The 25,644-nt window shown below is 61.1% G+C and carries 23 protein-coding genes and 1 pseudogene; 20 read left to right on the top strand and 4 right to left on the bottom strand.

Annotated features, from left to right (window positions below):
• Positions 1–298: 298 nt before the first annotated feature.
• Genes H8A95_RS29160 through paaI form a run of 5 tightly spaced genes read left to right on the top strand, consistent with a single transcriptional unit; the run spans position 299 to position 4,471 of the window.
• Complete coding sequence (locus H8A95_RS29160; RefSeq protein WP_229186344.1) at positions 299–910, top strand: TetR/AcrR family transcriptional regulator; 612 nt, start codon at positions 299–301, stop codon at positions 908–910.
• The gene (locus H8A95_RS29155) at positions 907–1,350 is read left to right on the top strand and encodes a cobalamin B12-binding domain-containing protein (protein WP_229186343.1); all 444 of its coding nucleotides are present in this window, start codon (positions 907–909) and stop codon (positions 1,348–1,350) included. Before H8A95_RS29160 ends, H8A95_RS29155 begins: the two co-directional genes overlap by 4 nt.
• Positions 1,347–3,026 carry an acyl-CoA mutase large subunit family protein gene (locus H8A95_RS29150; protein WP_229186342.1) on the top strand — a complete coding sequence of 560 codons (1,680 nt, stop codon included), beginning with the start codon at positions 1,347–1,349 and terminating at the stop codon, positions 3,024–3,026. Before H8A95_RS29155 ends, H8A95_RS29150 begins: the two co-directional genes overlap by 4 nt.
• 19 nt (positions 3,027–3,045) lie before the next feature.
• Entirely contained in the window at positions 3,046–4,041 is a 996-nt protein-coding gene (meaB, locus tag H8A95_RS29145) for a methylmalonyl Co-A mutase-associated GTPase MeaB (RefSeq protein WP_229186341.1), read from the top strand.
• Positions 4,025–4,471, top strand: a complete 447-nt coding sequence (gene paaI, locus H8A95_RS29140) for a hydroxyphenylacetyl-CoA thioesterase PaaI (RefSeq protein WP_229186345.1) — start codon at positions 4,025–4,027, stop codon at positions 4,469–4,471. The genes meaB and paaI overlap by 17 nt, the downstream gene beginning before the upstream one ends.
• Positions 4,472–4,621: 150 nt before the next feature.
• Here paaI and H8A95_RS29135 read toward each other — a convergent pair whose 3' ends face one another.
• Complete coding sequence (locus tag H8A95_RS29135) at positions 4,622–5,641, bottom strand: AraC family transcriptional regulator (RefSeq protein WP_229186340.1); 1,020 nt, start codon at positions 5,639–5,641, stop codon at positions 4,622–4,624.
• A 468-nt stretch (positions 5,642–6,109) separates the two neighbouring features.
• On the opposite strand from H8A95_RS29135, the gene H8A95_RS29130 reads away from it, so the two are divergent.
• Genes H8A95_RS29130 through H8A95_RS29120 form a run of 3 tightly spaced genes read left to right on the top strand, consistent with a single transcriptional unit; the run spans position 6,110 to position 9,196 of the window.
• Complete coding sequence (locus tag H8A95_RS29130; protein WP_229186339.1) at positions 6,110–6,976, top strand: TauD/TfdA dioxygenase family protein; 867 nt, start codon at positions 6,110–6,112, stop codon at positions 6,974–6,976.
• Positions 6,977–7,035: 59 nt separating this feature from the next.
• Entirely contained in the window at positions 7,036–7,881 is an 846-nt protein-coding gene (locus H8A95_RS29125) for an SDR family NAD(P)-dependent oxidoreductase (protein WP_229186338.1), read from the top strand.
• 46 nt (positions 7,882–7,927) lie between these two features.
• Positions 7,928–9,196 carry an MFS transporter gene (locus H8A95_RS29120; protein ID WP_229186337.1) on the top strand — a complete coding sequence of 423 codons (1,269 nt, stop codon included), beginning with the start codon at positions 7,928–7,930 and terminating at the stop codon, positions 9,194–9,196.
• A 1,348-nt stretch (positions 9,197–10,544) separates the two neighbouring features.
• Here H8A95_RS29120 and H8A95_RS29115 read toward each other — a convergent pair.
• Both H8A95_RS29115 and H8A95_RS29110 read right to left on the bottom strand, forming a co-directional pair.
• Positions 10,545–11,147: a PepSY domain-containing protein gene (locus H8A95_RS29115; RefSeq protein WP_229186336.1), complete on the bottom strand. Its 603-nt coding sequence runs from the start codon at positions 11,145–11,147 to the stop codon at positions 10,545–10,547.
• A gap of 656 nt (positions 11,148–11,803) precedes the next feature.
• On the bottom strand, positions 11,804–12,013 hold the full coding sequence (locus H8A95_RS29110; protein WP_229186335.1) for a hypothetical protein: 210 nt from the start codon (positions 12,011–12,013) through the stop codon (positions 11,804–11,806).
• Between the two features lie 464 nt (positions 12,014–12,477).
• On the opposite strand from H8A95_RS29110, the gene H8A95_RS29105 reads away from it, so the two are divergent.
• Positions 12,478–12,915 (top strand): hypothetical protein, encoded by a 438-nt coding sequence (locus H8A95_RS29105; RefSeq protein ID WP_229186334.1) that lies wholly within the window; start codon positions 12,478–12,480, stop codon positions 12,913–12,915.
• A gap of 23 nt (positions 12,916–12,938) precedes the next feature.
• Positions 12,939–13,514: a TetR/AcrR family transcriptional regulator gene (locus H8A95_RS29100; RefSeq protein ID WP_229186333.1), complete on the top strand. Its 576-nt coding sequence runs from the start codon at positions 12,939–12,941 to the stop codon at positions 13,512–13,514.
• An 83-nt stretch (positions 13,515–13,597) separates the two neighbouring features.
• On the opposite strand, the gene H8A95_RS29095 is transcribed toward H8A95_RS29100, so the two are convergent.
• Positions 13,598–14,260: a TetR/AcrR family transcriptional regulator gene (locus H8A95_RS29095; protein WP_229186332.1), complete on the bottom strand. Its 663-nt coding sequence runs from the start codon at positions 14,258–14,260 to the stop codon at positions 13,598–13,600.
• Between the two features lie 149 nt (positions 14,261–14,409).
• Here H8A95_RS29095 and H8A95_RS29090 point away from each other — a divergent pair, with 149 nt between their 5' ends.
• The 10 genes and pseudogenes from H8A95_RS29090 to H8A95_RS29045 form a co-directional block, all read left to right on the top strand.
• The gene (locus H8A95_RS29090) at positions 14,410–15,345 is read left to right on the top strand and encodes a histidine kinase dimerization/phosphoacceptor domain -containing protein (RefSeq protein ID WP_229186331.1); all 936 of its coding nucleotides are present in this window, start codon (positions 14,410–14,412) and stop codon (positions 15,343–15,345) included.
• Entirely contained in the window at positions 15,342–16,475 is a 1,134-nt protein-coding gene (locus H8A95_RS29085) for an efflux RND transporter periplasmic adaptor subunit (RefSeq protein WP_229186330.1), read from the top strand. Before H8A95_RS29090 ends, H8A95_RS29085 begins: the two co-directional genes overlap by 4 nt.
• Positions 16,472–17,548, top strand: coding sequence for an efflux RND transporter periplasmic adaptor subunit (locus H8A95_RS29080; RefSeq protein ID WP_229186329.1), 1,077 nt, complete (start codon positions 16,472–16,474; stop codon positions 17,546–17,548). The genes H8A95_RS29085 and H8A95_RS29080 overlap by 4 nt, the downstream gene beginning before the upstream one ends.
• Positions 17,545–20,697, top strand: coding sequence for an efflux RND transporter permease subunit (locus H8A95_RS29075; RefSeq protein WP_229186328.1), 3,153 nt, complete (start codon positions 17,545–17,547; stop codon positions 20,695–20,697). The genes H8A95_RS29080 and H8A95_RS29075 overlap by 4 nt, the downstream gene beginning before the upstream one ends.
• Positions 20,698–21,071: 374 nt before the next feature.
• A complete protein-coding gene (locus H8A95_RS29070; RefSeq protein ID WP_229186327.1) occupies positions 21,072–21,338 on the top strand; it encodes a hypothetical protein in 267 nt (88 codons plus the stop codon).
• A 233-nt stretch (positions 21,339–21,571) separates the two neighbouring features.
• A complete protein-coding gene (locus H8A95_RS29065) occupies positions 21,572–22,723 on the top strand; it encodes a DUF3734 domain-containing protein (protein WP_229186326.1) in 1,152 nt (383 codons plus the stop codon).
• Between the two features lie 35 nt (positions 22,724–22,758).
• On the top strand, positions 22,759–23,550 hold the full coding sequence (locus H8A95_RS29060) for an acetoacetate decarboxylase (protein WP_229186325.1): 792 nt from the start codon (positions 22,759–22,761) through the stop codon (positions 23,548–23,550).
• Positions 23,551–23,632: 82 nt separating this feature from the next.
• The gene (locus H8A95_RS29055) at positions 23,633–24,421 is read left to right on the top strand and encodes a 3-hydroxybutyrate dehydrogenase (protein WP_229186324.1); all 789 of its coding nucleotides are present in this window, start codon (positions 23,633–23,635) and stop codon (positions 24,419–24,421) included.
• 148 nt (positions 24,422–24,569) lie between these two features.
• On the top strand, positions 24,570–24,932 hold the full coding sequence (locus tag H8A95_RS29050) for a hypothetical protein (RefSeq protein WP_229186323.1): 363 nt from the start codon (positions 24,570–24,572) through the stop codon (positions 24,930–24,932).
• A gap of 495 nt (positions 24,933–25,427) precedes the next feature.
• A pseudogene (locus tag H8A95_RS29045) lies at positions 25,428–25,644 on the top strand ((p)ppGpp synthetase); the annotation flags it as partial.

The following is a 25,644-nucleotide window of genomic DNA, read 5'->3' as shown; positions in this document are numbered from 1 at the left end:
TTCCACGCGCGAACGGGTTTCCTTGCCGGCATTCCAGTAAGCGCTGTGTTCCGCCATTCGTCAGCCTCCCAGCTGGATTTTTGAGACCTCGGCGTTGTCGGGTCTGTTCTAATTGAACGATCGTTTAGCTAGTATGGTTGCAGACGTCAAGATCAGACATGCGATCGGCATGTAATTCCATGAATATCTCAATATCTGTATAAGGTTATATACGATTACGACTGATGTCGCTGCTAGCGGGCTTGTCAAATCATTCGTCTGATGCTAATCGATCGTTCAGTTAGCTCAGAGGTGGGATTTGGCTGCGACCTTTGCGAAGCTTCAGTCGAACAGGTGGCCGGCCCTGCTGGATGCCGCGGCCGCGCTTTTCGCCGAGCGTGGCTATCACGCGACGACCATTCGCGACGTCGCGCAGGCGGCAGGTGTCACGCCCGGCGCCCTCTACTTTCACGTTCCGACCAAGCAGGCGCTATTGATTGCGGTCTACGCGGAGGGTGTGGATCGGATCATCCGTCATGTCGACGCGTCGATTGGCGCGGAAATCGACCCGTCGTTGCGGTTTCGGCGCGCAATCAAGGCGCATCTGGAGGCAATTCTCGACACCAGCGCGTTCGCGCGCGTGATTGTCCGTGTCCTCCCGGACGACGTGCCGGAGGCTGCAGCCGAGCTGCGGGCGCAGCGTGACCGGTATGAAATGCGATTTCGGGCCTTGATCGCCGCGCTTGACCTGCCGCCCGGTCGTTCTCCGACCTTGCTCCGGATGCTGTTGATGGGGGCGCTTAACGCGACGCCGATCTGGTACCGACCATCCAGCGGCAGGCTCGATGCGATCGTGGACGAGTTCGTTGCATCATTTGGCGCCGGTATGACGGGCGCCGGCCCCGAGCCCCAGCGGAGATCCAAGCGATGATGATGGCGGATGCGCCGATCCGTGTTCTCGTGACGAAGATTGGCCTCGACGGGCATGATCGCGGCAGTCGCATCGTCGCGGCCTATCTTCGCGATGCAGGCATGGAGGTGATCTACACCCCGCCGTGGCAGACCATTGCCGGCGTGGTGAAGCTCGCGATGGAGGAGGATGTCGAAGTCATCGGTGTAAGCTCGCTGGCGACGGATCACCTCATTATCCCGAAACTGATGGAGGCGCTCCGCGATGCTGGTCTTCGGCACGTGCACGTTATCGTCGGCGGGATTGTGCCGGACGAGGAGAAGGCCGCTCTGCTCGCTGCCGGCGTCAGCCGCATCTTTGGACCCGGTTCGGGGCGCGACGAGATCGTGGAATCTGTCGCGATGCTCGGCCAGCAATCGCGTTCGGAACGCGTTGATGAATTCTCGGAGACGACGCTATGACCCGAACCGCGATCCAGCTTCCGCTTCCCGGTTTTGAACAGGCGCAGGGCGAGTGGCGTTCTCAGTATTCACGCCAGATCGGTGACGAAAAGCCGGTGCGTAACCGGTCCGGGATCGAGGTTCAGCCGCTCTATTCACCGCGCGATTGGTCCGGTGAGCGATATCTCGAGGATCTAGGCTTTCCCGGCCAGTTTCCGTTCACGCGTGGCATTTATCCGAGCATGCACCGCGGCCGTACCTGGACGCAGCGGCAGCTCATCGGCCTTGGAACGCCCGAGGACTACAACAAGCGGGTCCGGCGCATCATCGACGCAGGCGCCACCGCGATCAGCCTGCTGCCGTGCTGTTCGGGATTTCGCGGGATCGATTGTGACGAGGTCGAGCCGGTGCTGCTCGGCACCTGTGGCACCGTCATCAATACGACGGACCACATGGATAGCGCCCTGGACGCCGTTCCGATCGGCGAAATCTCGACGGCGATGAATGACCCGTCGCCTTTTACGCTGCTTGCATTCACGCTCGGCGTGGCGCGGCGGCGCGGCATTGATTGGCGCTCGGTGACGGGCACGTCCAATCAGAGCGACTACATCTCGCATTTCATCGCTAACCATCAATTCTACCGGTTGTCGCTGCCGGGGTCGCGGCGGGTTCTGCTTGACCATATCGAGTTTTGCCGCCGTCACGTGCCGAACTGGAATCCGGTGTCGGTCGTCGGTCAGCACATGCAGCAGGCTGGTGCGACTCCGGCGGAGACGATGGGCTTCACGCTTTCGACCGCCATTCAGTATGCCGATGACTGCATCGCCCGCGGCATGGATGTGGACGACGTGCTGCGCCGCTTTACCTTCTTCTTCGATATTTCGATCTCGCTGTTCGAGGAGGTCGCCAAGTTTCGCGCCGGCCGCCGCATCTGGGCCCGGATCGCGCGCGACAGGCTCGGCGCCAAGGATCCGGCCTGCTGGAGATTCAAGTTCCACGGACAGACGTCGGGAGTTGACCTCACCCAGCAACAGCCGTTGAACAACGTAGCCCGGGTCTCGATCCAGGCCATCGCGGGGATTCTGAGCGGACTGCAATCGCTGCATACCGACGCCTATGATGAGGCCATCGCCTGTCCGAGTGAGGAGACCGCACGCATCGCGGTGGCAACGCAAAACATCCTTCGTGATGAAGCCAGGCTCTGCGACGTCATCGATCCCCTCGGCGGGTCGTACTACGTCGAGCGGCTGACCGACCAGATGGAGGCGGAGATCGAAAGCGTTATCGCCAGGATTGATGCCGCGGGCGGCATGTACAAGGCCGCCGAGGCGGGCTTGGTCCAGACCATGATCGGTGAATCGGCGCTTGCGTTCCAGGAGCAGGTCGATTCGGGTGAGTGCAAGATCATCGGCGTCAATTGCTACCAGATCGACGAGGATCCGACCGTTCCTCCGGCGGAGCGGCCCAATGCCGATGCCATGAATCGTCACGTCGAGCGCTTCAAGGCCTTCAAGCGGGAGCGGAGTCAGGAGCAGGTTGCCCGCGCGCTTGATACACTGGCGCGCGCAGCTAACAGCAAGGATGAGAATATCTTCGAGAAGGTGGTAGACGCAACCGAAGTGGGCGTCACGCATGGGGAAGTGGTGAGCTGTCTCCGTCGTGAACTTGGCTTCGGGCATCCTCTGATCGTTGCCTAACGAGATGTCGGCGATTCCGATGGAATCCTCGCTGCTGAAGCGTTTGCGCGAAGGTGATCCAAGAGCGATCGCGAGGGCAATCACAATCATGGAAGCGGGCGGTGCTGCCGCCTCCAGACTGCACCGTGGGCTCCTGCCTTCGACAGGTGCCGCCCTAACGATCGGGTTCACCGGGCCACCCGGTGCCGGGAAGTCGACGCTAATCGACGCCTTCGTGGCCGAGTTACGCAAGAGCGGGCGGACGGTGGCCATCGCCGCCGTCGATCCCTCCAGCCCGCTCTCCGGGGGCGCGGTGCTTGGCGACCGGGTCAGAATGGGGCGGCACACGGAGGACACCGGCGTTTTCATCCGCTCTATCGCCTCGCGCGGTCACCTCGGTGGTTTGTCCGAAAGCATCCAGCAAATCGCCGACGTCCTCGATGCCGGGGGCCGTGACGTGATCGTGATTGAAACCGTAGGAGCCGGTCAATCCGAGGTCGAGATTGTTGAGGTTGCCGACGTGCGGATTGTCGTCAATGCCCCGGGCCTTGGCGACGACGTCCAGGCTATCAAGGCCGGAATATTGGAGATCGCGAATATCCTCGTCGTCAACAAGGCGGATCTTCCGCTGGCGGCCCGTACGGTCCGCCAACTGCGCAGCATGTTGAGCCTCCGCCGTGAGAGCGACAGGGATGTGCCGGTCATCGAGACGGTGGCCAGCTCCGGGCAGGGCGTCGACGAACTGCTCCGGGCGGTCCTCAAATTGGTGCCGCGAACGCCTGCCGAGCGTGAGGCGCGGCGCCGTGCCCGGCTCCATCGCCTTGTAGCGGAGGCCGCTGCGGCCGAGGTCCGGGGCAGGATCATGGGGCGGACCGATCAAGCCGTTCTGGACGCGCTCCGGCAAGTTGAGGCGGGTGAACTTTCGGCCGATGAGGCTGCGCGCGCTGTCCTCAAATTGTGCAGAGACGAGTGCGATCGCGTTCCTCCGCTCGCAGCATATGATACGCGCGTTGAACGCAATGAACCCGTTACCTGACGAGCCGAAGAAGCTGGCCGAGCGCTGCGCCGCCGTCATGCTCTCCGGCGATGCGCCCGCGAGGGCGTTCGGTTTCTCGCTGCGTAGGGTTGCCCCGGGCGAGGCCGAGCTCGAGATGACGGTTACTCCGGGCGGCCTGAATGTCTTCGGCACTTGCCACGGGGGCGTGCTTTTCACCCTCGCGGATACGGCGCTCTCGATTGCTTGCAACAGCCATGGACGCCAGTCGGTGGCCCAGCAATGCAGCATCACCTTTGTGCGACCCGTCCAGGCCGGAGATCGTCTGATCGCTCACGCTCTCGAGCGCTGCCGCACGACCCGCACCGGGATCTACGACTGTACCGTCACGAACGCGCTTGATGGAAAGGTCGTTGCGGAGTTTCGCGGCCATTCCCGAACAATAGCCGATGCAATGCCGGCACCACGCTAGCGATGCGTTCGTCGTGTGAATTGTAGGAGATCTCGGAACTCCCGAGCTGGAACGTCTTCGTGGTCTCGGTCGGCCGCTTTCTGCTGGACGTCGTCGCCGAGCCCTGGAGCGTTCGCGAGTATCTTCACATCGGTAACCACGACGATGGATTCAACGTGTCTTTTGATCCATCAAGTGTCGCCGAGGATTGCAGCGCCATTCCGTAATGCTGCAGCCGAATCGTTCTCGGAACCAACGCGCAAGCGCACTTTGCGCGGAGAAACCCAGAAGTGCGGCGACAGCGCTCAGTGAACGATCCTTTTCTTCAATAAGACGGACCACCACTTCGGCCCGTTGTTCGTCAACAATCTCGGAAAAGCTCTTGCCGTTGTCGGCGAGCCTGCGTTGCACCGTGCGACTGTCGCAGCCCAGATGTTGTGCCACGCGATCCACCGAGCAGTGCCCCTTTGGCAGCAATGTCGCGATCAATTCCCGGACCTTGCCGTCGAAGGTTGGGGAGCGCGCTGCAACGGTCTCGATATACCTCTCCGCATATCTCGCGATCGATGGGTCTGCTGCGGCCATCGGACGATCCATATCGATGTCGGTACAGATGATCCCATCGAACTCGGCTCCGAACGCGACATTGCATTTGAAGAAGCGCCGATATGTCTGGCGATTGCGCAGCACCGGATAGGTGAAGTGCACGTCCAGCGGCCGCCATCCCGGCCCGAGGAAAGCGCTGAGAATGCGATAGGAGACCCCTACCGCCAGCTCTACCGCCTGCCGTGCCGGTACCGGGCGACCAATCAACAGCTCAGGTATGATCGCCACGCTGTCGCCGTGCCGCTCGATGCGCTGACGCAGGGACTCATTGTGAATGTGCATGTAGCGTCCGATCGCCTCCATCGCCGCTCCGACGGTCGGCTGGTCCCGCGCGATCAGCGCGACTGGCCCGAGGTTTGAAAACCCGCCGCGTTCGGCCAGCCGAAGGCCGAAATCGTCGATCCCTGCGGCGGCCGCGGACGCCTCCAGCAGGCGGCGCACACCGCCGCCCGGAATCCGGATATCGGGGTCGGTGAGGCACGGCGGCAGCCCCACGCTTTTGAGCATCATCGCCGGATCGAGCCCGACGCTGCGCGCGGTCTCCGCATAGTGCGTCAGGCAGGCGGCGCGGATCAGGTCGACCATCGCAAAATTCCTTCCTGTCGCGAAATGTAAAGTCGGTGTCGTGAACCGTCAAACGCGACGTCGCGGCCCGAAGTATTCATCGGGCAAAGGAAAGAGGCCGAAAACCGGCGACAAAACAGGGCGGAAACGGCGGAGGAACCATGCGCGCGATCGTAGCGGCTCAGCACAAGCACGGATTGACTGACCGACGGCCAGCTGGGCGCGCTGACCTCGGCCGCTCCGCTGACGATCACCGTCGCTGTTCCACGCCACTCACGGCCGGTCGATTATTAGAACCGCCTGAAGGGCGCCATCATCACGGCCCGTGTCCGGGGGCGTGCGCCCCCTGTCAAAGCCGGTTTGCTAATGCGCAATGATCGACCTCAGCGAGCCGCCGCGGGTGCCATTCTGACGAATCTGTGTCCGTCCCGCAGCGCACCACCATCGTTCCCAGAACCACCTAACCACCCAACCAAATTGGAGCCGGATATGGCTTACGAAACTATCGAGATACGCAAAACCACTCCGACGATCGGTGCCGAGATTTTCGGCGTCGATCTCTCGCAGCAGTTGAGTAACCGGCAATTCGACGAAATCCATCGGGCGCTGATGGAAAATCTCGTCATCTTCTTTCGGGACCAGCACCTTACGCTCGAACAGCACAAGGCTTTCGGCGCCCGGTTCGGCAAGCTTCATGTCCATCCCAACGCGGCGAAGGAGCTACCGGATCATCCTGAAATCCTCGTCATCAAGGCCGACGAGAACAGCAAGCGTGTCGCAGGCGAATCCTGGCATTCCGACGTCTCCTGCGGTGAGGAGCCGCCGATGGGCTCGATCCTCTATATCCAGGAGATCCCGCCGGACGGTGGCGGCGACACGATGTTCGCCAACATGTATGAGGCCTATGAGAGCCTGTCGGAGCCGCTGCGCAAGATGCTCGACGGGCTGACCGCGATCCACGATTCCTGGAAGGCGCATTCGGACCGTAAGCCTGGCGAGGGCAGCGATATGCAGTTCCCGCGCTTCGAGCATCCCGTGGTGCGCGTCCACCCGGTGACTGGCCGCAAGCTGCTGTTCGTCGATCGCGGCTTCACCACGAAGATCGTGCAGCTCCGCCGGGCCGAGAGCGACGCGCTGCTCGCCTTCCTGTTCCAGCACATCGAGACGCCGAAGCTGTCGTGTCGCTTCAAATGGCAGAAGAACTCGATCGCCTTCTGGGACAATCGCTCCGCCCAACACCAGGCCATTTTCGATTACTGGCCGCATCGGCGCTACGGGCACCGTGTCACGATCTGCGGCGACAGGCCGTTCGGCGTCGCGGGGCAGATCTCTAATGCGAGCCTCGCGGCAAGCTAGGCGCGCCTCAAGGATCCGGACCACCTGCTCCGCGACGTGCCCGCAGCGCGGACACAACGGTGCAGTGGCTCGTAATCGATCAACAGCATCCTGATGAATTGAAGGTATCAATGACGGATCGCGTCGACACGAACTTCCTCAGACACTGCTTCGGCCTGACAGGTCGCACGGCCATCGTCACGGGCGCCGGATCGGGCCTCGGCCGGCAGGCGGCGAAGACACTTGCCGCCGCCGGCGCCGAGGTGGCGTTGCTGGGGCGCCGCGAGCCGCAATTGAAAGAGACCGAAGCCGAAATCATCGGCGCAGGTGGGCGTGCACGCAGCTTTCCGGTTGATGTGACCGACCAGAAGGCGTTGGCCGAGGTGCTGGATCGGATTCAGCAGGAGATGGCTCCGCTGTGGGCCCTGGTCAACAACGCTGGTGTGGGGGGACGCAGCGCGCTCGCTGAAGTGAGCGAGGCTGCGGTTGACCACATCCTGGGCCTGAACACCAAGGCGGCGTTGTTCGTCGCAACGGCCTTTGCACGTCGCCTCATGGCAGCGCGCAAACCGGGCCGTATTGTCAACATCTGTTCACTTGCCGCACAGTCGAACCCCCCAGGTCTGGGAATCTACGGGGCCAGCAAGGCGGCTCTCGAGCACCTGACACGCACCATGGCTCACGAATGGGCGGCGCATGGCATCAACGTGAATGCCATCAATCCGGGGTTCATCGAGACGGACATCAATCGCGCCATGCTGAAAACTCCTGCCGGACAAAGGATGATCGAACATTTACCACGCAAGCGCGTGGGTAAACCTGAGGCGTTGGACGGCGCGGTCTTGCTGCTGGCGTCGCAAGCCAGCGCCTACATCACAGGTTCGACGCTGATCGTCGATGACGCGCAGCGTTTCGGAGTCAGCTGAGGCCTTCCGCTCGCAGCGAAACCCAATCATGCCACTGGAGACACGGATGCTCTGGAAGAAAAGCCCCGCCGCGGTGCTGGCGGGCCTGCTGGTCATTCACGTGCTGGCTCACATCGACCGCAACATGCTGCTGGGCTTCTCGCCGCAGGTTATCGCGGACCTCAAGATCAGCAACACCCAATACGGCTTTCTCGTGGGAGTGGTATGGGTCCTGAGCTTCGGCTTCATGGCGGTCTTTCTTGGGTCGCTCGCCGACCGATTTAGCCGCACACGCATCATCGCCGCCGGCGTGTTCATCTGGAGTCTCTGCACGTGGGCTTCCGGTCATGCCCAGAGCTTCGAGCAAATGGCGCTGGCGCGCTTCTTCGTGGCAAGCGGGGAGGCGGCCCTGGTGCCCGCTGCCGTGTCAATCCTGGCGGAACTGTTCTCGGAGCATAGGCGCAGCACGGTCATGGGGATCTTCTTCACAGGCATTCCCATGGGGATCGGCCTCAGTTTCCTGCTGGCCGGCACTTTCGGTGCGTCGTATGGATGGCGCTCGACGTTCTATGCCTTGGGAGCGGTGGGGATTGTCGTCGCCGTGCTGCTGACCTTCCTGAAGGAGGATCGCCGCCCGGCGGCCCACGAGTGCGGTGCGCCGTTCTTCGAGCAAGTCCGCACAGTGCTGGGCTTGATGCGCAGCCGTCCGGCGCTGTTGCTCCTGATCATCGGTTTCGTTTCGCTTCATATCCTGTTCGCTGGACTGTCGTTCACTCAACTGTGGATGGTGAAGGAGAGAGGCATGGACGCATCTTCCATCGCGTCACGCATCGGCACGTTTCAGTTGCTGTTTGGCGCCATCGGGTCTGTGGTCGGCGGTGTTGTCGGTGACCGTCTGGCCCGTCGGCTTCCCGGAGGACACGCTGCTGTGATCGCGCTGTTTATTGCGATGTGTGCCGGCCCAATGCTCGCATATCGCTTCGCGGCCCCGGGCTCATGGGCGTTCTACGTCGGCATGTGCACCGGGTTCTTCCTGCCGCTGGCCTGCTATGGGTCGGCAAATGCCGGGATCATGAGCATGGTGCCGTCGCAGACGCGCTCGACGGTAGCCGGGTTCACGATGCTGAGCATCAATGTCTTCGCCATCGCTCTTGGAAACCTGGCGGCCGGCCGGGCGGTCGACGTGCTCACTGCGCGGGGCGTTTCCGCGCCGTTGACGCACGTGGTTCTGGCGACCGATGTCATCGGCCTAGGCTCGGGATTTTTCTTCGCGCTGGCCGCCTTGTTCTCAGGGCGGCAACGCGATCCGGCGATCCACGTGCCGGCCGGTGCGTAGGTGTGGGTCGAAGGCGCTGACCGAGAGACTTGATCCATGGGAACTAAACTCATGGAATCAACAGCGAAGCTCGCGCAAGCGTATGGGCTTGTCGGAGGCGAAATCCTATTTTCCGGTCTCCGCTACCGCGCACATCAGCCGTTCGTTGAAAATCCGAAGTTGCCCCAAGGCTGTCCAGACGCGACTCCACAGAGACGGCAGCTTTTGATCCGGTGGGTGTGCGAGGCGATCACCGTTCAAGGGTTTCCTGACCATTGACGGTATCGGAAGCAAACCCGTACGAGTATGGTGGTTGCCCCACGGCAAGCAGGTGCATCCACTTAGTCGATCGACCCCGATACTTGCCGAAACTGCTATTCCTCAGAGTGGCTTGAATTATCCAGTGAATTCAAGATCAAAAAATCAGCGCGGACATACTGTCGGGATTTGATCGCCAGCTTTGAAATTTTGTGCTTGCAAATCAGCGCGGTAATGTCGTCCTAAATGATTGAGTGGGAGTAGTGCGGCCGGCGGCCGTCGCGCAATTTGGCGTAGTTTGGTCGAGTGTTCTCGCTTCCTTCGCGTTGAAAATTCTGACCGTTCTAGCGCAAAGCGGACACTCCTTATGCGCCTCGGTCGCGTTGGCACCACCTAGCTCAAATTGAGCCCATGATGGATCGAGCGAAAGCTAAAATTATTCAAGATTAGAGGGCGGCTTGTGCATGACGTGTGCACCGGCACACTAAGAAAAATCTCGTCACAGCCAACGTCGCAAGCTTATGGCGCATGTGCAGGTCTGGGTTTCCGAGGGCAGGAGGCCGGCGAGTGCTTACGAGCAGTGTCAGTTGTTCGAAGGGGGGCAATCGAGAATCGTGGGTTTGACTCCCACTCTCTCCGCCATCGATTTCGGACAGCGGAAAAGTCCTTCAAAATCAAGCATTCTCGAGCCGCCGGAAAATGACGGTGTGGCACTACGGTGTAGCACCGTGGCGTACGCAAGTTGCGATCATTGAACCGCCCGTGGAAGGCCTTTCCAAGAAGGGCCACGTTGCACGGTGCCGGCAGGTTTCTCAGCAGCGATCTCTGCCACTGCATTCGGAACTCTCGCTATCTCGTTTTGGCCTTACATGTTCCTTTCTCCGTCACGATCGACGCCGCCGCCGCACCGCTCTCTGCCATCGCATCCAACGTTTGGACGGGTGCGCTCGTGTTTGGGCTGATCGTTGCTTACGTCCTGAGAAACTACGTCGTTTCCCGCGCCGACGTGTGCCAGATCCTCGCAACGAACCGCTCGGCAGCAGTGCCGCCAAACTGCGGCCAAGGGGGTGAGTTGCTGCCGGCAGGCGCAGCTTAATCCGCTGAACCGCGGTTAGTGGTGAGCTGACCCCCGTCGTGCTACTTTGGTCGGCTCGAGCGTGACCTCCTTCAAGCGATCACCACTGGCGATGACGACCACGAAGTTGAGTTTGTCATCCTGCTTCACAAGACCTCCGGCAAAAGCACTCCCCGCTGCAGCCTGCTCGGCGATGCGTACGGCGTCCGACAGCTCTTGCTCAACTGACTTCAGGGCAATGATTTTGCCAAGATTCTCTCGGTCGAGCTCCTTCAGCGATGACGAAACTTCCTTTTCTGTCACTCTTCCGGTGTTAGCATCTATGACATTTTCCCAAAGTCGTTCATTGCCTACCGTCCGTACCCGATAAATGGCTGGACCGGAAATCTCAAAACTAACATCCGCAGTCTTTGAACCGTCATGTAGATGCTCGGCGATCGCTGCCGCCTGACTGAGTGGAATTTTTATGGTGCGAAATTGCTCGAGCAGGCGACGAATCACCGCTTCATCGGCATCGCCTTGCGCGGCTACGCTTCTATTTGTGGCGTCCAAAGATGTGTGGGTGACATCGGCTCTCGCGCCCGTAGCAGCAAGCGTGGCGGACAAAACTATAATTGCTAACATTCGCTTCTTCGACATGATGAGGTAAATCCCGTGGCTATCCGTGAAAAATTGATCGGTGGTCTTATGGGTGTGCGAGGGTCCACGACGGGCCTATCGACACGAACCTTGGTTCAGTGAAGCGCACCGTTCGAGAGTGGTATCGAAAGACGAATGCCGCGCAGGTCGCCGTCGCTTCTCGGCGTGAGTTCGAGCGAAATTGCGTCGTGGTTCCGAGGCAAGCCCGACTGGCCTCGTGCTTGAGCCGGCTTGATCGGAGACTCCCGGATCTAACTGCGCCAACGTTTCGCGGACATGAGTCGGGATTGCGGGACTAGCGTCACTCGCATCGGCTTGCTCGGATATTGACGCGGGCGGCTGTCGTACGGCGTCGGCCACATCCGAGGTAAGCGGCGAGGGGACCGCAATCTCCCTGTCCGGGAGAATGGGGAGCAAACCGGACTGGCTGGTATCGATGATAATTGCTTCCGGTCCCTTCAGTTCGGAGGCGATCCGGATCGGCGGAAGCGTAGAGTGCGATTCGATGAGCTTGTTTGGCGGGGGCGCGGGCAGCAGGGAATTGGCTGCAAGGAGCAGCATGAGCAACGCTCCGCCGACCCACAGAAAGTAACCCCGCACGGGAGCTTGAGTCCCGGCGGAACTGCGCGCACGCATCGACAAAGCGGATGCTCTGCTCACAGGGCCGGGCTCCGGCGCCGAAGTGCTCTCGGCGCGACCCAGGATCGCCCACCGACGAACGCGTGCACCCCGGCAAGCAACGCTATCGTAACGCCCAGCAGCAGGCTCAGGGCCACGAGGGACAGAGCCACGACCAGGTTCAGGGAGGCGAGCGCAAGCCCCGGCCACGGATTTTCCTTCGCGCGCGACCACAAAAGTGTTGACATTCTCGGCTCCATAAATACACTAAACCGTATAGTTCATATACATCCTGTACCGCGGGGTGTGTCAAGAGCGAAGACTCACAAGCTCGTGTTGAGGCAGTTCGACGGGCGGGGGAATCGGAGCATGACGCTGCGTTTCCCGTTCGAGCGCGCGATGCCTCAGCAGAAGAGGGGATTTTGTATGTTCAAGCACACTTTAGTAGTCGTTCTGGCCGCAATGTTCGGCAACGCGACTGCCTTTGCGCAGGAGAGCCGCGGCACTCCCGAACAGAGGGCCGCCTGCGCGCCTGATGCCTTCCGGCTATGCCTTGGCTACATCCCCGACGCCGCGAACGTAGAGGCCTGTCTCCGGCAAAGAGAGCCAGCTCTGAGCGATGCTTGCAGAGCTGTCTTTGACCGCGCTGCGGAAGCTGCTTCGGTCAGGACTATTGGGGCGCCCCGCCGCGGCGCGAGAGAGGAATGATCGCATGAACACTGTTTATGCCCCCGCTTTCGCCGCGTTCGGTGGCTCGGCCTTCGGAGCGATCTCCACGATCGTGTCGGGTTGGATGACCCGGCGCCGCAAACTTCGCGAGCGTCATAATACCCGGTCGATCGCCAAGCGCGAGCGGCTCTATCGGAGTTTCATCGAGGAAGCCTCTCGTCTCTATGCCGAAGCGCTCGTCAGCGACAGGTCCGAGATTCCTCAACTGGTCAATTTGTACGCGCTTGTCGGACGGATGAGGATTCTTTCTAGCGATGAGGTGGTTCAAGCCGCAGAGCGGGCAGGTCGCCTGATCGTCGAAACTTACCTTTCGCCGAATCCCGAGGTGGTCGATTTGCCCGAACTCATGGAGGAGATGGACCCCTTGCGTCACTTCGGCGAAACCTGCCGGCGTGAATTGCTTTCGGTCGCGTCTCGCTGAGGTCGCAAGTGATGCAAGAGCGGATGCGCCAAGTCGAATCCTCGTGCATTCGTCGGCGAATCGTCCAAGCAGCGATCCGACTGCACCGCGAGATCGGCTTCAGGAAGACCACCGTCGCCGATATCGCTCGCGGGGCGTCGATGTCGCCCGCTAACGTTTACCGCTTCTTCCCTTCAAGGCAGGCGATCGAAGAGATGGTCGTGGCGAATCTTCTCGATCGCATGTCCGCGGCTGCAACCCTTGCGGCTCGCGGAGACTCCGCCCTGGAGCGCCTAACGGCTGCCTTGAGAACGATCTCGCAGCTGCACCAACATCGGCTGGAGCACGACAGCAAGCAACACGAATTGGTCGCTGCGGCGGTACGCGAGAACTGGGCAGTCGCCCGGTCTTACACAGACCGGATCCGAGAACTCGTGCGGGCGACCATTGCTGCCGGACAGGCGAGCGGCGAACTGCGACCGGGATGTGCAAGGGCAATGACCTGTTGCCTGCTTGAAGCGATGGAGGGGTATCTCAATCCGCCGCGGATCAATACGGCTGCCGTTCGGCCCAAGTTCGATGAGATGATGGATTTCTGCACCGGCGCCCTGCGTCATTGACGGTGAGGTCGGCCGATCGACCTGCCCGCCGATATCCGTCCCAAAGCCGCGGCGCAAGGATAGCGGCGAGGCCTTCGGCTGGTTCACGGCCTCCAGTCCGTCTCGCAAGCCGCGAGAAAAAAATTGATTCGTTCGTGCAGGAACGTCGGCAACTCCTTTTTGAGATCTTTCAGTTCTTCACCCATCAGAGATCTCATAAGCATCGGAAGCAGGATGAGATCCATGAACATCTGCGCGGTCGCTACGCTCCGCTTTGCGCTGAAAGGTCCTTTAGGTGAGCGCGCGACCCTCTGCGTTGCCTCGTTCAAGAGTTGCGATACCGCTCCAGCCGCTCGGTCGCGCGCCGCGTCGTGAACATTTCGGCTCAACTCGGGAAATCGCCGCGCCTCGGCGATTGTCGCGCGCGTGAGGTCCAACGTGTCCTCGACAAATCTCTCCACGAGCTCGATGCCTAGATTGGCGAGCTTCTCCTGGATGGTGCGGCCTGCCGGCGTGAACCCCTCGAAATCCGTCAATCCGTTGATGGTCCGCACCACCACAGCCACGAACAGCGCCTCCTTGCCGGGGAAGTGGGCATAGATGGTCGGTTTGCTCGCAGGGGCCAACTCGGAGATGTCGTCGATACTGGCACTCCGAAAGCCTTTCTCGAGAAAGAGCTGCTGGGCAGCATCGAGAATCCGCGCCTGGACGTCGCCGGCCAGGTCCTTGGGCGGCCTGCCGCGTTTCGGGCTCTTGTTCTTCGCCATTACCATTTCCTCATCACGAGTTTTTGCGTGTCTGGATTCCACTTGACATGGCCCGTCAGGAAATGCAATGAAAAGAAAATATACGGTATAGTGTAATTAGTCTTCGCACAGGCCGACGTTGATTGGCCTGCCTGCGCCAGCTGCTCCGTATGACCGGCCGACCGCCAGAAGGCGCGTTCGGCCGCCGCCTGGTCCGCCAACCTGAGGAGTCCTTCGTGAATATATGCAGCCCGGATTCGCCGATAGTGGAGCAGGGCATTCTGCTGCGCGAATTGAATCACCGGATCAATAATGGGCTCGCCTCGGCGATCAACCTGGTCTCGGCCGCGGCGGTCCGGGTTGAGGGAGCGGAGGCCAAGCGCGCCTTAAGCGACGTGGTCGAACTGTTGCATGGTCATGCCGATGTGCAGCAGGCGCTCGCAATGCCCAAGGGCAAGGCACTGATCGACGCCGCGACCTACATCCGCATGATGGGCTGCGCCATGCGCCGTTCGTTGCTGGATCGGATGAATATCCGGCTGGCCGTCGCAACCGAATCTCTCGCGCTCCAACCAGAGCGATGCCGGGGGCTCGGATTGATCGTCCACGCGCTCGTGACCAATGCAGCGACACATGCGTGCTTCGAGGCGCGAACCGGAGAAATCAAGATCAAGCTGACACGGATCGGTGCGCTGGTGAACTGCGTCGTCCTGCACAACGGATCGCGGCCGTCACGGAGCGCTGCGGGGCGTGGACTGCGGCTCAGCAATGATCTTGCCAGGGGTCTCGGCGGCCGTGTCGAGCACGGCTTTGGTGACGAATTCACGTCCGTCGTTCTGTCGTTTCCGCTGGCCGCACGTGAGCGGCAGGCGAACGGGGCGATGGCGAAGCGTCGCATCGTGCGGCCGCCTCGCCGGCCAAACGTCAGCCCGTCCGATGCCTCGGCGCTTTGCGGAGAAGCGAGTTGCCCTGATCGGGACAGGCGACCCGTTGCAACGGAACCGTATCCCACTTCGACTCACGGAGCCCAACTGATGTCTGTCCGTCCAGCGGCGGATGCGCTGGGCGCGTTGTTGTCACCCCGCCGCCGCATGGACGTGCTATGACCCATCACGCTACTAACCACACCGAAATCGATCGAGCAGCCCGCAAACGCAAGCTGAGGGGTCCCGGTGCCCTGGCGGCTGCGCTTGTCGCGATCGCGCTGAGTGGCTGCAACGATCATGCCGCCGCTCCCATCACGCGTGCCGCGATGGTGCGAACAGAGATCGTGCAGCCGCGCGACCGACAAGCCTCCGTCACCCTGACCGGCGAAATCCAGGCCCGGTTTCGCGCGGATCTGTCATTCCGCGTCAGCGGACGTGTGCTCGCGCGCTATGTCGATGTCGGCGCTCACGTCGAGGCTGGTGAGATCCTGGCTGTGCTCGATCCCGCCGAGCAGCAGGCCGACGTCGATGCCGCAGCCGCGGTGGTCACAGCCGCGCAATCTCAGTTGCGCGTGGCCATGGCGACCTTCGAACGGCAGAAGACGCTGATCGCAAGCGGTTTCACCACGCGCACGGTCTACGATCAGGCGCAGGAAGGATTGCGAACCGCAGAAGGTGCGCTTGAAGCCGCAAAAGCTGCGCTCGGAACGTCGAAAGACGCCCTTGGCTATACCGCGCTGCGCGCAGAAGCGGCAGGCGTCATCACCGCGCGCAATCTGGAGGTCGGCCAGGTCGTACAGGCCGCGCAGCCCGTGTTCTCGCTGGCGCAGGACGGCGAGCGGGATGCCGTCTTCGACGTCTACGAATCCATCTTCTTTGGCGACCTCGAAGACAGCCGCGTGTCGCTGGCGCTTGTCTCCGACGCAGGCGCGACGGCGAACGGGCGTGTCAGGGAAGTCTCGCCCGCGATTGACGCGAAGAGCGCGACCATCCGCGTCAAGGTTGCCATCCAGGATCCGCCGGCAGCGATGACGCTTGGAAGCGCTGCTGCAGGAACCGTCAAAGCGAAAGCCCAGCAGCAGATCGCATTGCCCTGGAGTGCATTGGCGGCGATGGGATCGAAGCCCGCGGTTTGGACTGTCGATCCGGCGACCAAAACGGCTGCGCTCAAGCCAGTGACGATTGCCGGTTATGAAGCCCGCGAAGTGCTGATCAAGGCGGGCCTCAAGCCGGGCGAGCGCGTCGTGATCGATGGCGGCAAGCTGCTGAGCGTTGGCCAGGCCGTGACATATGAGGGAGACCCGTCATGAACAGGCGCGCCATGATTGCAACCGGCACGTTTATATCCGCGCTGGTGCTGGCCGGATGTCAGCAGGACACGAAAGCGCCCGAGCCCGTTCGGCCTGTGCTGTCGATGGTCCTTGAGCCGAGTAGCGCGGACAGCACAGTCGCCGTGGGTGTTGTTGAGCCTCGGTACAAGACCAACCTTGCGTTCCGCGTGCTGGGACGTCTGACCGCGCGTCCCGTATACGTCGGTGACCTCGTCAGCGAAGGACAGACGGTCGGCACGATCGACCCCACGGCCCTCGAGCTCGCCGTACGCGCGGCCAAGGCTGAGCTTGCGAAGGCCCAGGCGCAGCTGGCGACGACAACGGCCACGGAGGAGCGGCAGCGAACCCTCATCACAAGTGACGCCACCACAAAGCAGACGCTGGACAATGCCGAGCAGGCGCGGGCGGGTGCCGACGCGTCGGTGGCGCACGCGCAGGCAAACTTGATCAAGGCAATTGAGCAGCGCGGCTATGCACAGCTCAAGGCCGATTTCGTAGGGGTCGTCACCGCAGTGGGGGCGGAGGTCGGACAGGTGGTCTCGCCGGGCCAAAGCGTCGTAACGGTCGCGAGGCCCGACATCAGGGAGGCGGTTGTCGATATCGGGGAGGATTTCCCGGTGCCGCTTGAAATTGGCCTACCATTCACAGTCGGCCTGCAGCTTCTCCCCGCCGTTCAGGTGGAAGGCAAGGTTCGCGAGATCGCCCCGCAGGCGGACCCCGTGACGCGCCTGCGGCGGGTCCGCATCGCCCTCGACAATCCCCCTGAAAGTTTCCGCTTAGGCACGACCGTTACGGCGAAGCTTGGCACTACGCAAAGTCCGACATTGCGCGTCCCCGCCTCGGCGGTGCTCGCCAAGGATGGCGCGAATTTCCTCTGGGTCATCGATCAGCCTGCGAGCACCGTATCGCTGCACAAGGTCGATCTCGCCGGGGACCCCGCAGGTGCACGCGTCACCGATGGGCTTGCCCCCGGTGCGCGCGTCGTGACCGCCGGAATCCACAGCCTCAAGCCAGGACAGCAAGTCCGTATCGAACAGGATCAGAACCCATGAAGTCGTTCAACCTTTCCGACTGGGCGCTCCGCCATCGTTCGCTCGTTTGGTATTTCATGATCGCCTTCATGGCGGCAGGCCTCTTTGCCTACCTTCAGCTTGGCCGTCAGGAAGATCCCGACTTCACCATCAAGACCATGGTGATCCAGGCGCAGTGGCCGGGCGCATCGCCTGAAGAGATGACGCGCCAGGTCACCGACAGGATCGAAAAGAAGCTCGAGGAGCTGGAATCGCTCGACTACACCAAGAGCGTGACGGTCGCGGGCCAGACCACCGTATTCGTCTATTTGCGAGACACGACAAAGGCGGCTGACGTCAAGCCGACCTGGGTCCGCGTCCGTAACATGATCGCGGATATCAAGGGTGATTTTCCGCAAGGAGTGATCGGGCCGGGCTTCAACGATCGCTTCGGCGACGTGTTCGGCAATATCTATGCGTTCACCAGCGACGGCTTGACCCAGCGTCAGCTGCGCGACGAGGTCGAAGGTATCCGCGCCAAGGTTTTGACCGTGCCTGATGTGGGTAAGGTCGACATTCTTGGCGCGCAGGACGAAGTGATCTATCTCGAATTTTCCACCCGGAAGATCGCGGCCCTCGGCCTCGATGTCCGCTCGATCATGGCCTCCCTGCAGGGACAAAACGCGGTCGCGCCGTCCGGCGTCTTCCAGGAGGGCCCCGAGCGCATCAGCGTGCGCGTGAGCGGCCAATTCACGTCGGAGGCAAGCCTGAAGGCGGTCAATCTCCGGATCAACGACCGCTTCTTTCCGCTGACCGACGTCGCGACTATCACGCGCGGTTATGCCGATCCGCCCCAGACCTTGTTCAGGTACAACGGCCAGCCCGCGATCGGGCTTGCCATCGGCATGAAGTCCGGCGCAAACCTGCTTCACTTCGGCGAGGCGCTGAAGGAGCAAATGTCGAAGGTCATTGCCGACCTGCCGATTGGCGTCGGCGTTCATCTGGTCGCCGATCAGCCTGTCGTCGTCGAGCATGCCGTGTCGGGCTTCACCGAAGCGCTGTTTGAGGCCGTGGTGATCGTCCTCGCCATCAGCTTTCTCAGCTTGGGCATGCGCGCCGGGCTTGTTGTTGCAATCGCGATCCCGCTGGTTCTCGCCATTACCTTCGTGGTGATGGCCTATGCCGGCATTTCATTGCAGAGAATTTCGCTGGGTGCATTGATCATCGCGCTGGGCCTGCTGGTCGATGACGCGATGATTGCCGTCGAAATGATGGTGGCCCGGCTGGAGGTCGGCGATCCTCTGGAAAAGGCAGCGACCCACGTCTATACGTCGACCGCTTTTCCCATGCTAACGGGCACGCTGGTCACCGTCGCGGGCTTCATCCCGATTGGGCTGAACAGCAGCAATGCCGGCGAATTTACCTTCACCCTGTTCGTGGTGATTGCGGTCTCCCTGATCGTGTCGTGGATCGTCGCGGTGCTGTTCACCCCGCTGCTCGGCGTCACCATTCTGCCGGCAAAGATGAAGGGCCATCATGAGGAGAAGGGCCGGCTGGCGCAGATGTTCGCCCGCCTGCTGCTCGTCTGCATGCATCACCGTTGGATCACGGTCGGCGTGACGGTTGCAGCCTTCTTTGTCGCGTTGTTCGGCATGACATTCGTGCAGCAACAGTTCTTTCCCTCGTCGGACCGTGACGAACTGGTGATCGACTGGAACTTGCCGCAAAATGCCTCGATTGCAGACACCAATGCGCAGATGGCGCGCTTCGAGCGCGAACAGCTGCAGGGCAATGGCTCCGTGGAGCATTGGTCGACTTATGTCGGCACCGGCGCGCCGCGGTTCGTGCTGTCGTTCGACGTGCAGACCGCGAATACATGGTTCGGCGAAATGGTGGTCGTGACCAAGGGCGGCATAAAGGCGCGCGACCTCGTCAAGGCACAATTTGAGGAACATCTGAGGAAGACGTTTCCAGGCACCGACACCTACGTCAAGTTGCTCGAGGTCGGTCCGCCGGTGGGACGTCCCGTGCAATACCGCGTGAGCGGGCCTGATATCGCGAAGGTCAGGGATCTCTCGCAGGAACTCGCCGGCATTGTGCGGAGCAACCCCGATCTCGGCAGCGTGGTGTTCGACTGGATGGAGCCTGCGCGCGTCGTCAAGGTCGACGTCCTCCAGGACAAAGCGCGCCAGCTTGGCGTCACGTCGGAAGACATCGCCACGGCCGTGAATTCGGTGCTTGAGGGCACCCAGATCACACAGGTTCGCGACAGCATCTATCTCGTTAATGTCACGGGGCGCGCGACCGCGGTCGATCGCGGCTCGATCGATACGCTCCGGGATCTGCAGTTGAGCGGGCAGGGCGGGCAGTCGGTGCCGCTCGGGGCCGTGGCCAATCTGCGCTATGAGATCGAGCAGCCGACGATCTGGCGCCGCGCCCGGATTCCCACGATCACGCTAAAGGCCGGCATCGTCACCAGCGTCCAGCCGAAGACGATCATGGACGAGTTGGCGCCGAAGGTGGCGGAGTTCAGCAAGGCACTGCCGGCGGGTTATTCGGTGGCGATCGGCGGCTCCGTGGAGGAAAGCGCCAAGAGCCAGTCGCCGATCGTTGCCGTCGTTCCGCTTATGCTCTTCGTCATGGCTACCGTCCTGATGATACAGCTGCAGAGCTTCCACCGCCTGTTCCTGGTGTTCGCGGTCGCCCCGCTCGCCGTGATCGGCGTCGTCATGGCCCTGCTCCCGAGCGGCGCGCCGCTCGGGTTCGTCGCCATCCTCGGCGTGCTCGCGCTGATCGGCATCCTGGTAAGAAATTCGGTGATTCTGATCGTGCAGATCGAAGATCTGAGGAAGGAGGGGCGTCCGGCCTGGGACGCCGTTGTGGAAGCAACCGAGCATCGCATGCGGCCGATCCTGCTGACCGCGGCCGCCGCAAGTCTCGCGCTGATTCCGATTGCGCGCGAGATTTTCTGGGGCCCGATGGCCTACGCGATGATGGGCGGCATCATCGTCGGCACGCTGCTGACGCTCTTGTTCCTGCCGGCGCTCTATGTGGCGTGGTTCCGGATCCACCCCAAACACGACGATGGCCGGCCAGTGCAAGAGGCCGTTGACCTGGCGCACGACACCCATCCGTCGAACTCGACTCTCGCGCCGACCGCGCCGGTGCCGGTCCTTGAAACGCAAATCTAAAACGGAGATTACAATGTCCAGGAAGAAATTCTTGACGCTGTCCGTCAGCGTAACGCTCGCAACGATTTCGTTGGCACCGACTGCGGTGTTTGCGCAATTCCCCGGTCCGCCTCCAATGGGGCCGGGCGGCCCTCCGCCGATCGCGGCCGGCGGTCCTCCCGCATTCGCAAGTCCACCTCCCATGGGGCCCGGCGGTGCGGCCCATGCCGGCCTTGGCGGACCGGCTCCTCGGTTGGGCGCCGGCGCCGGTCCTCGCGGCGATCTAAGGGCGCTTGGCGGCGTCCCGGCTGGCGGTCGTGACGGACCCGCGGTTGCAGGCTCGGTCCAGGCTCGCTCTGCATCGGTCAGCTATAGCCGTTCCGGAAGCTTCAGCCATGGCTATGGCGGGCGGCGATACGGTTATGGTGCAGCCTATGCCGCTGGAGCCTCTGCCGGCTATGCCTATGGCAGCTCGAACGATAGCAATTATTCCGATAGCGATTGCTACTACGCCTACGGACGCCACCGACGCGTTCTGGTTTGCAACTGATAAATACGAACTTGGGCTGACCGGCTTTGTCCTGCGAATGCCGAGATGGATATCGCAAGCGCCTTCGCTGGTGCACCTGACGGAGATCGGTTTGTTAACCGCAATAGCGTGACGTCGAAGCGGATCTCGGCGTCGCATCAGCGTGTCGAGCTGGTTGGGACAGTCGACCAGGGTCGGGCGTACGTGGGTCTCAATCAGTTGCAGCACGAGCTTGTGAACGCGCTCGCTTGACCCGAGAAGAAATAAACTATACCGTATATTTTAGTAAACCGCATCAAGCCCGCGACGACCGCGATCCGAACAGAACGCGGGCTTGAGCAACCGCAAACCAAGAGCACAGAACCAATGAACTTTCAGCCACGACCACACCTCATGACCGCGGACCGCCGTCTGCCATTCGATTGCATCGCGTTGCTCTTGCAAGGTGGCGGCGCACTGGGGGCTTACCAGGGAGGCGTCTACGAGGCCTTGGCTGAAGCCAACATCCATCCCGATTGGATTGCCGGAATTTCGATTGGAGCGATCAACGCTGCAATTATCGCGGGCAATCCGCCCAATTCCCGAGTTGAGCGGCTTCGGGAGTTCTGGACGCAGGTGACGTTGGACGCACCGTTCACCGATTTGATGAACGGCGATCACACCCGCAATTTTCTCAATCAGGTAAATGCAAGCTTTGCGGCGGTGTTTGGCGCGAACGGATTTTTTTCTGCGCGGCCAATGGCGCCATGGCTACAAACTAGTGGAACGCTTGCCGCCACCAGCATCTACGACACAAGCGCGTTGAAGACGACACTGGAGCGTCTCGTTGATTTCGATCGTATCAATGCCGGCATGATGCGGTTCGGTGCGGGTGCCGTGAATGTGAGGACCGGCAATCTGGTCTATTTTGACACTGCCACGCATACGATTCGGCCCGAGCACATCCTGGCGAGTGGGGCGCTGCCGCCGGGCTTTCCGGCGGTCGAGATCGATGGCGAACATTATTGGGACGGCGGCCTCGTATCCAACACTCCGTTGCAGTGGGTGATCGAGTGTGGCGCCCGTCAGGACACGCTAGTGTTTCAGGTCGATCTCTGGAGCGCACGCGGCCAGATTCCGCGCAATATGGCCGACGTCGTTACGCGTCAAAAGGAGATCCAATACTCGAGCCGCACGCGCGCGAGCACGGACCAGTTCAAGAGCCTGCATCGGTTGCAGCGAGACCTGGCAGCTCTCTTGAGCAGGCTGCCTGAAGACCTGCGCGAGCAGGAGGACGTCAGGCTGCTCAGGACGGCTGCCTCTCACAACGTGCACAGCCTCGTCCACCTGATCTATCGCGCGCGCGACTACGAAGGCCACTCCAAGGACTACGAATTTTCCCGCCTCTCGATGCAGGATCATTGGCGCGCCGGTTATCACGATGCGCTTCGCACCCTTCGGCATCCCGAGGCGCTGGCCCGCCCGACCAGTGCGGACGGCGTGTCTACGTTCGATCTTGAGCAGGATGGTCGCGAGTAGGCCAATCCGGTCATTCGAGTAACAGGGGAAATTCAATGCACGAGAATGAAGTGCTGAGGCGCGCATTTGCGATGCCGCTCACCAATCCGGCCTATCCGCCGGGACCGTATCGCTTCGTCAACCGCGAATACCTGATCATCACCTATCGCACCGATCCGGCGAAGCTGCGATCGGTCGTTCCGGCCCCGCTCGAATTTGATGAACGCGAAGCGCTGGTCAAGTACGAATTCATCCGCATGCCGGATTCCAATGGTTTTGGCGACTACACCGAGAGCGGCCAAGTCATCCCGGTGTCGTTCCGCGGTCGCAAGGGCGGCTACACCCACTGCATGTTCCTGAACGATGAGGGACCGATCGCGGGCGGCCGGGAGCTCTGGGGCTTTCCGAAGAAACTCGGCCAGCCGACGTTGCGGACCGAGATCGATACGCTGATCGGCGCTCTGGATTACGGTCCGTTGCGGGTAGCAACCGGCACGATGGGATACAAGCACCGCGAAGCCGACCTGGCGCAAGTCAAGGCCGCTCTCGAGGAGCCGAACTTTCTTCTCAAGATCATTCCGCACGTCGACGGCAGTCCACGCATCTGCGAGCTCGTCGAATATCACCTCGAGCAACTTGTCTTGAAAGGGGCGTGGACCGGACCCGCGGCGCTCTCCTTGACGCCTCACGCGCTGGCTCCCGTGGCCGAGTTGCCGGTCCTCGAGATCGTGTCCGCGATCCACATCCGCGCAGACCTGACGCTAGGGCTGGGCAAGGTCGTTTATGACTATCTGCAACAGCCGGTCCAACGCCCGCTCCGGAGCTACGAGAGAACTCTGGTCACATGATGGACGGCTGCAATTGGCCGATGCCAAGAATTAGCTGCGGTCACGAACCGGCCGGACTGTCACAGATCAACAAGGAAAAGCAATGAGTATCTTGAAAGGTAAAGTCGCAGTTGTGACCGGCTCGACGAGCGGCATCGGTCTCGCTTATGCGCGGGCTTTTGCAGGCGCCGGAGCCAGCATCGTGCTCAATGGAATGGGCGCGCCGGCCGATATTGAAAAGACGCGGATTGCTATCGAGAACGATTTCGGGGTGAAGGCCATCTATTCGCCCGCGAATATGAGCGAACCCGCGGAAATCGCCAACATGATCTCGTTTGCCGAGAGGACATTTGGCAGCGTGGACGTGCTCGTCAACAATGCCGGCATCCAGCATGTCTCGCCAATCGAGGATTTTCCGGTCGAAAAGTGGGATGCAGTCATCGCAATTAATCTCTCCTCCGCATTCCATGCGATCCGTGCCGTTACTCCTGGCATGAAGAGGCGCGGCTGGGGCCGTATCATCACCACCGCCTCGGCGCATTCGCTGGTCGCTTCGCCATTCAAGTCGGCCTATGTCGCGGCCAAGCACGGCATCGTGGGACTCACCAAGACGGTGGCGCTGGAACTCGCCCGGTCGAAGATCACCTGCAGCTGCATCAGCCCCGGCTACGTCTGGACGCCGCTGGTGGAGAAGCAGATCCCGAACACGATGAAGGCCCGCAACATGGATAGGGATCAGGTGATCAACGATGTCCTGCTCGCGGCCCAGCCGACGAAGGAATTCGTCACGGTTGAACAGGTGGCTTCGCTAGCGCTATTCCTGTGCAGCCAAGACGCCGCGCAGATCACCGGCGCCAACTTTTCTATCGACGGCGGTTGGACGGCCACGTAGGGCCCGCCGAAATGCGCTGGCTCTTGAAACGCACAGTGAAAGAAGATGGTCGACGTACAATTGCGATAGACCAACAGAAGAAGACCACAATACCCGACATCCACGACTGCCCTACTGAACGTCAACCAATCCCTCTGGAGAGAAGATCATGAACAAGCGACTGATTGCGAATGTCGTTGGCTGTGCCTGCCTTATCCTGGCGACGGCCGCCGAAGCACGAACCTCTTACGACGGTCCCTGGAATCTCACCTTCGTTACACAACGCGGAAGCTGCGATCCGACCTACAATTTCTCGGTGAACATAAACGACGGTGTTGTGACGCATCCCAATCTGGTGAAGTTCAGCGGCTATGTCGGAAGATCGGGCGCGGTTCGCGCGTCGGTGACGGTCCACGACAAATACGCATCAGGTTCGGGAAGGCTGACGCAAGACGCCGGCCGGGGGACCTGGAGCGGCCACGCAGCGGGTGGGCGCTGCTCGGGATATTGGACCGCGCAACGAAGCAACTAGGTTGCAATCGACGGGATTAGCCTGCAAAACTGTCTGTGGCTCACGGTGCTGGCGCCGTCATCCCGGTTGCCCATGACGCTGGCGGGCAGACTGCGACTTGGCGGAGAGGGCCGCTGTGGCGATAACCGGGCCAATGATGGCCGGTCCAAGTGACCAGTGACGGTATCGGGCAGAAATCGGAGAGAGGCCAAGAGGAGGCTGTTCCGGCTTGGTATTCCGGCTTGGTATATGTCTACTGCGTCAATCGATTCCGGTACTTGCTGAAAGTGCCATCACCTCAGAGCCACCCAAATTTTCCTGTGAATTCAAGACCGAAAAAATTGGGCGGGTATACCGTCGGGATTAGACCGTCAGCTCTAAGGATTTGCGCTTGGAAATCAACGCGGAAACATCTTCCTAAATGATTGAGTGGGAGTGAGGCTGGTGTTGGAGCTTGGCAGATAGAGGTGAGCTCTCTTTTCCAATCGACCAACGCAATGACCAAAGAAAAGCGCAATGCCGTCTTTAGATTTCGACAAAGAGAAAGCATCGTTCAGAGACTATTACGAAGCAAACCGCCAGTTGCTCGACGATGCCATAAAGTCTTTCAGTGTCCTGATTGCCTCTCTGGTGAGTCACGCAGGCGTGTCGGCAATATCTAAACTTGAAGGACGCGTGAAAGAGAAAGAGGAGTGCATAAAGAAATTTACACGGAAATACCGGACAGCTCTAG

Source organism: Bradyrhizobium oropedii (genome assembly GCF_020889685.1).
GTDB lineage: Bacteria > Pseudomonadota > Alphaproteobacteria > Rhizobiales > Xanthobacteraceae > Bradyrhizobium > Bradyrhizobium oropedii.
This window is presented reverse-complemented; position numbering and strand designations above follow the sequence as displayed.

What these genes read in the sequence shown, in the direction of transcription:
- H8A95_RS29155 (WP_229186343.1), top strand. Translation starts at nt 907, where the DNA reads ATGATGATGGCGGATGCGCCGATCCGTGTTCTCGTGACGAAGATTGGC.
- H8A95_RS29150 (WP_229186342.1), top strand. Translation starts at nt 1,347, where the DNA reads ATGACCCGAACCGCGATCCAGCTTCCGCTTCCCGGTTTTGAACAGGCG.
- meaB (WP_229186341.1), top strand. Translation starts at nt 3,046, where the DNA reads ATGGAATCCTCGCTGCTGAAGCGTTTGCGCGAAGGTGATCCAAGAGCG.
- paaI (WP_229186345.1), top strand. Translation starts at nt 4,025, where the DNA reads ATGAACCCGTTACCTGACGAGCCGAAGAAGCTGGCCGAGCGCTGCGCC.
- H8A95_RS29135 (WP_229186340.1), bottom strand. Translation starts at nt 5,641, where the DNA reads ATGGTCGACCTGATCCGCGCCGCCTGCCTGACGCACTATGCGGAGACC.
- H8A95_RS29130 (WP_229186339.1), top strand. Translation starts at nt 6,110, where the DNA reads ATGGCTTACGAAACTATCGAGATACGCAAAACCACTCCGACGATCGGT.
- H8A95_RS29120 (WP_229186337.1), top strand. Translation starts at nt 7,928, where the DNA reads ATGCTCTGGAAGAAAAGCCCCGCCGCGGTGCTGGCGGGCCTGCTGGTC.
- H8A95_RS29115 (WP_229186336.1), bottom strand. Translation starts at nt 11,147, where the DNA reads ATGTCGAAGAAGCGAATGTTAGCAATTATAGTTTTGTCCGCCACGCTT.
- H8A95_RS29110 (WP_229186335.1), bottom strand. Translation starts at nt 12,013, where the DNA reads ATGTCAACACTTTTGTGGTCGCGCGCGAAGGAAAATCCGTGGCCGGGG.
- H8A95_RS29105 (WP_229186334.1), top strand. Translation starts at nt 12,478, where the DNA reads ATGAACACTGTTTATGCCCCCGCTTTCGCCGCGTTCGGTGGCTCGGCC.
- H8A95_RS29100 (WP_229186333.1), top strand. Translation starts at nt 12,939, where the DNA reads ATGCGCCAAGTCGAATCCTCGTGCATTCGTCGGCGAATCGTCCAAGCA.
- H8A95_RS29095 (WP_229186332.1), bottom strand. Translation starts at nt 14,260, where the DNA reads ATGGCGAAGAACAAGAGCCCGAAACGCGGCAGGCCGCCCAAGGACCTG.
- H8A95_RS29090 (WP_229186331.1), top strand. Translation starts at nt 14,410, where the DNA reads ATGACCGGCCGACCGCCAGAAGGCGCGTTCGGCCGCCGCCTGGTCCGC.
- H8A95_RS29085 (WP_229186330.1), top strand. Translation starts at nt 15,342, where the DNA reads ATGACCCATCACGCTACTAACCACACCGAAATCGATCGAGCAGCCCGC.
- H8A95_RS29080 (WP_229186329.1), top strand. Translation starts at nt 16,472, where the DNA reads ATGAACAGGCGCGCCATGATTGCAACCGGCACGTTTATATCCGCGCTG.
- H8A95_RS29075 (WP_229186328.1), top strand. Translation starts at nt 17,545, where the DNA reads ATGAAGTCGTTCAACCTTTCCGACTGGGCGCTCCGCCATCGTTCGCTC.
- H8A95_RS29070 (WP_229186327.1), top strand. Translation starts at nt 21,072, where the DNA reads ATGGCTATGGCGGGCGGCGATACGGTTATGGTGCAGCCTATGCCGCTG.
- H8A95_RS29065 (WP_229186326.1), top strand. Translation starts at nt 21,572, where the DNA reads ATGAACTTTCAGCCACGACCACACCTCATGACCGCGGACCGCCGTCTG.
- H8A95_RS29060 (WP_229186325.1), top strand. Translation starts at nt 22,759, where the DNA reads ATGCACGAGAATGAAGTGCTGAGGCGCGCATTTGCGATGCCGCTCACC.
- H8A95_RS29055 (WP_229186324.1), top strand. Translation starts at nt 23,633, where the DNA reads ATGAGTATCTTGAAAGGTAAAGTCGCAGTTGTGACCGGCTCGACGAGC.
- H8A95_RS29050 (WP_229186323.1), top strand. Translation starts at nt 24,570, where the DNA reads ATGAACAAGCGACTGATTGCGAATGTCGTTGGCTGTGCCTGCCTTATC.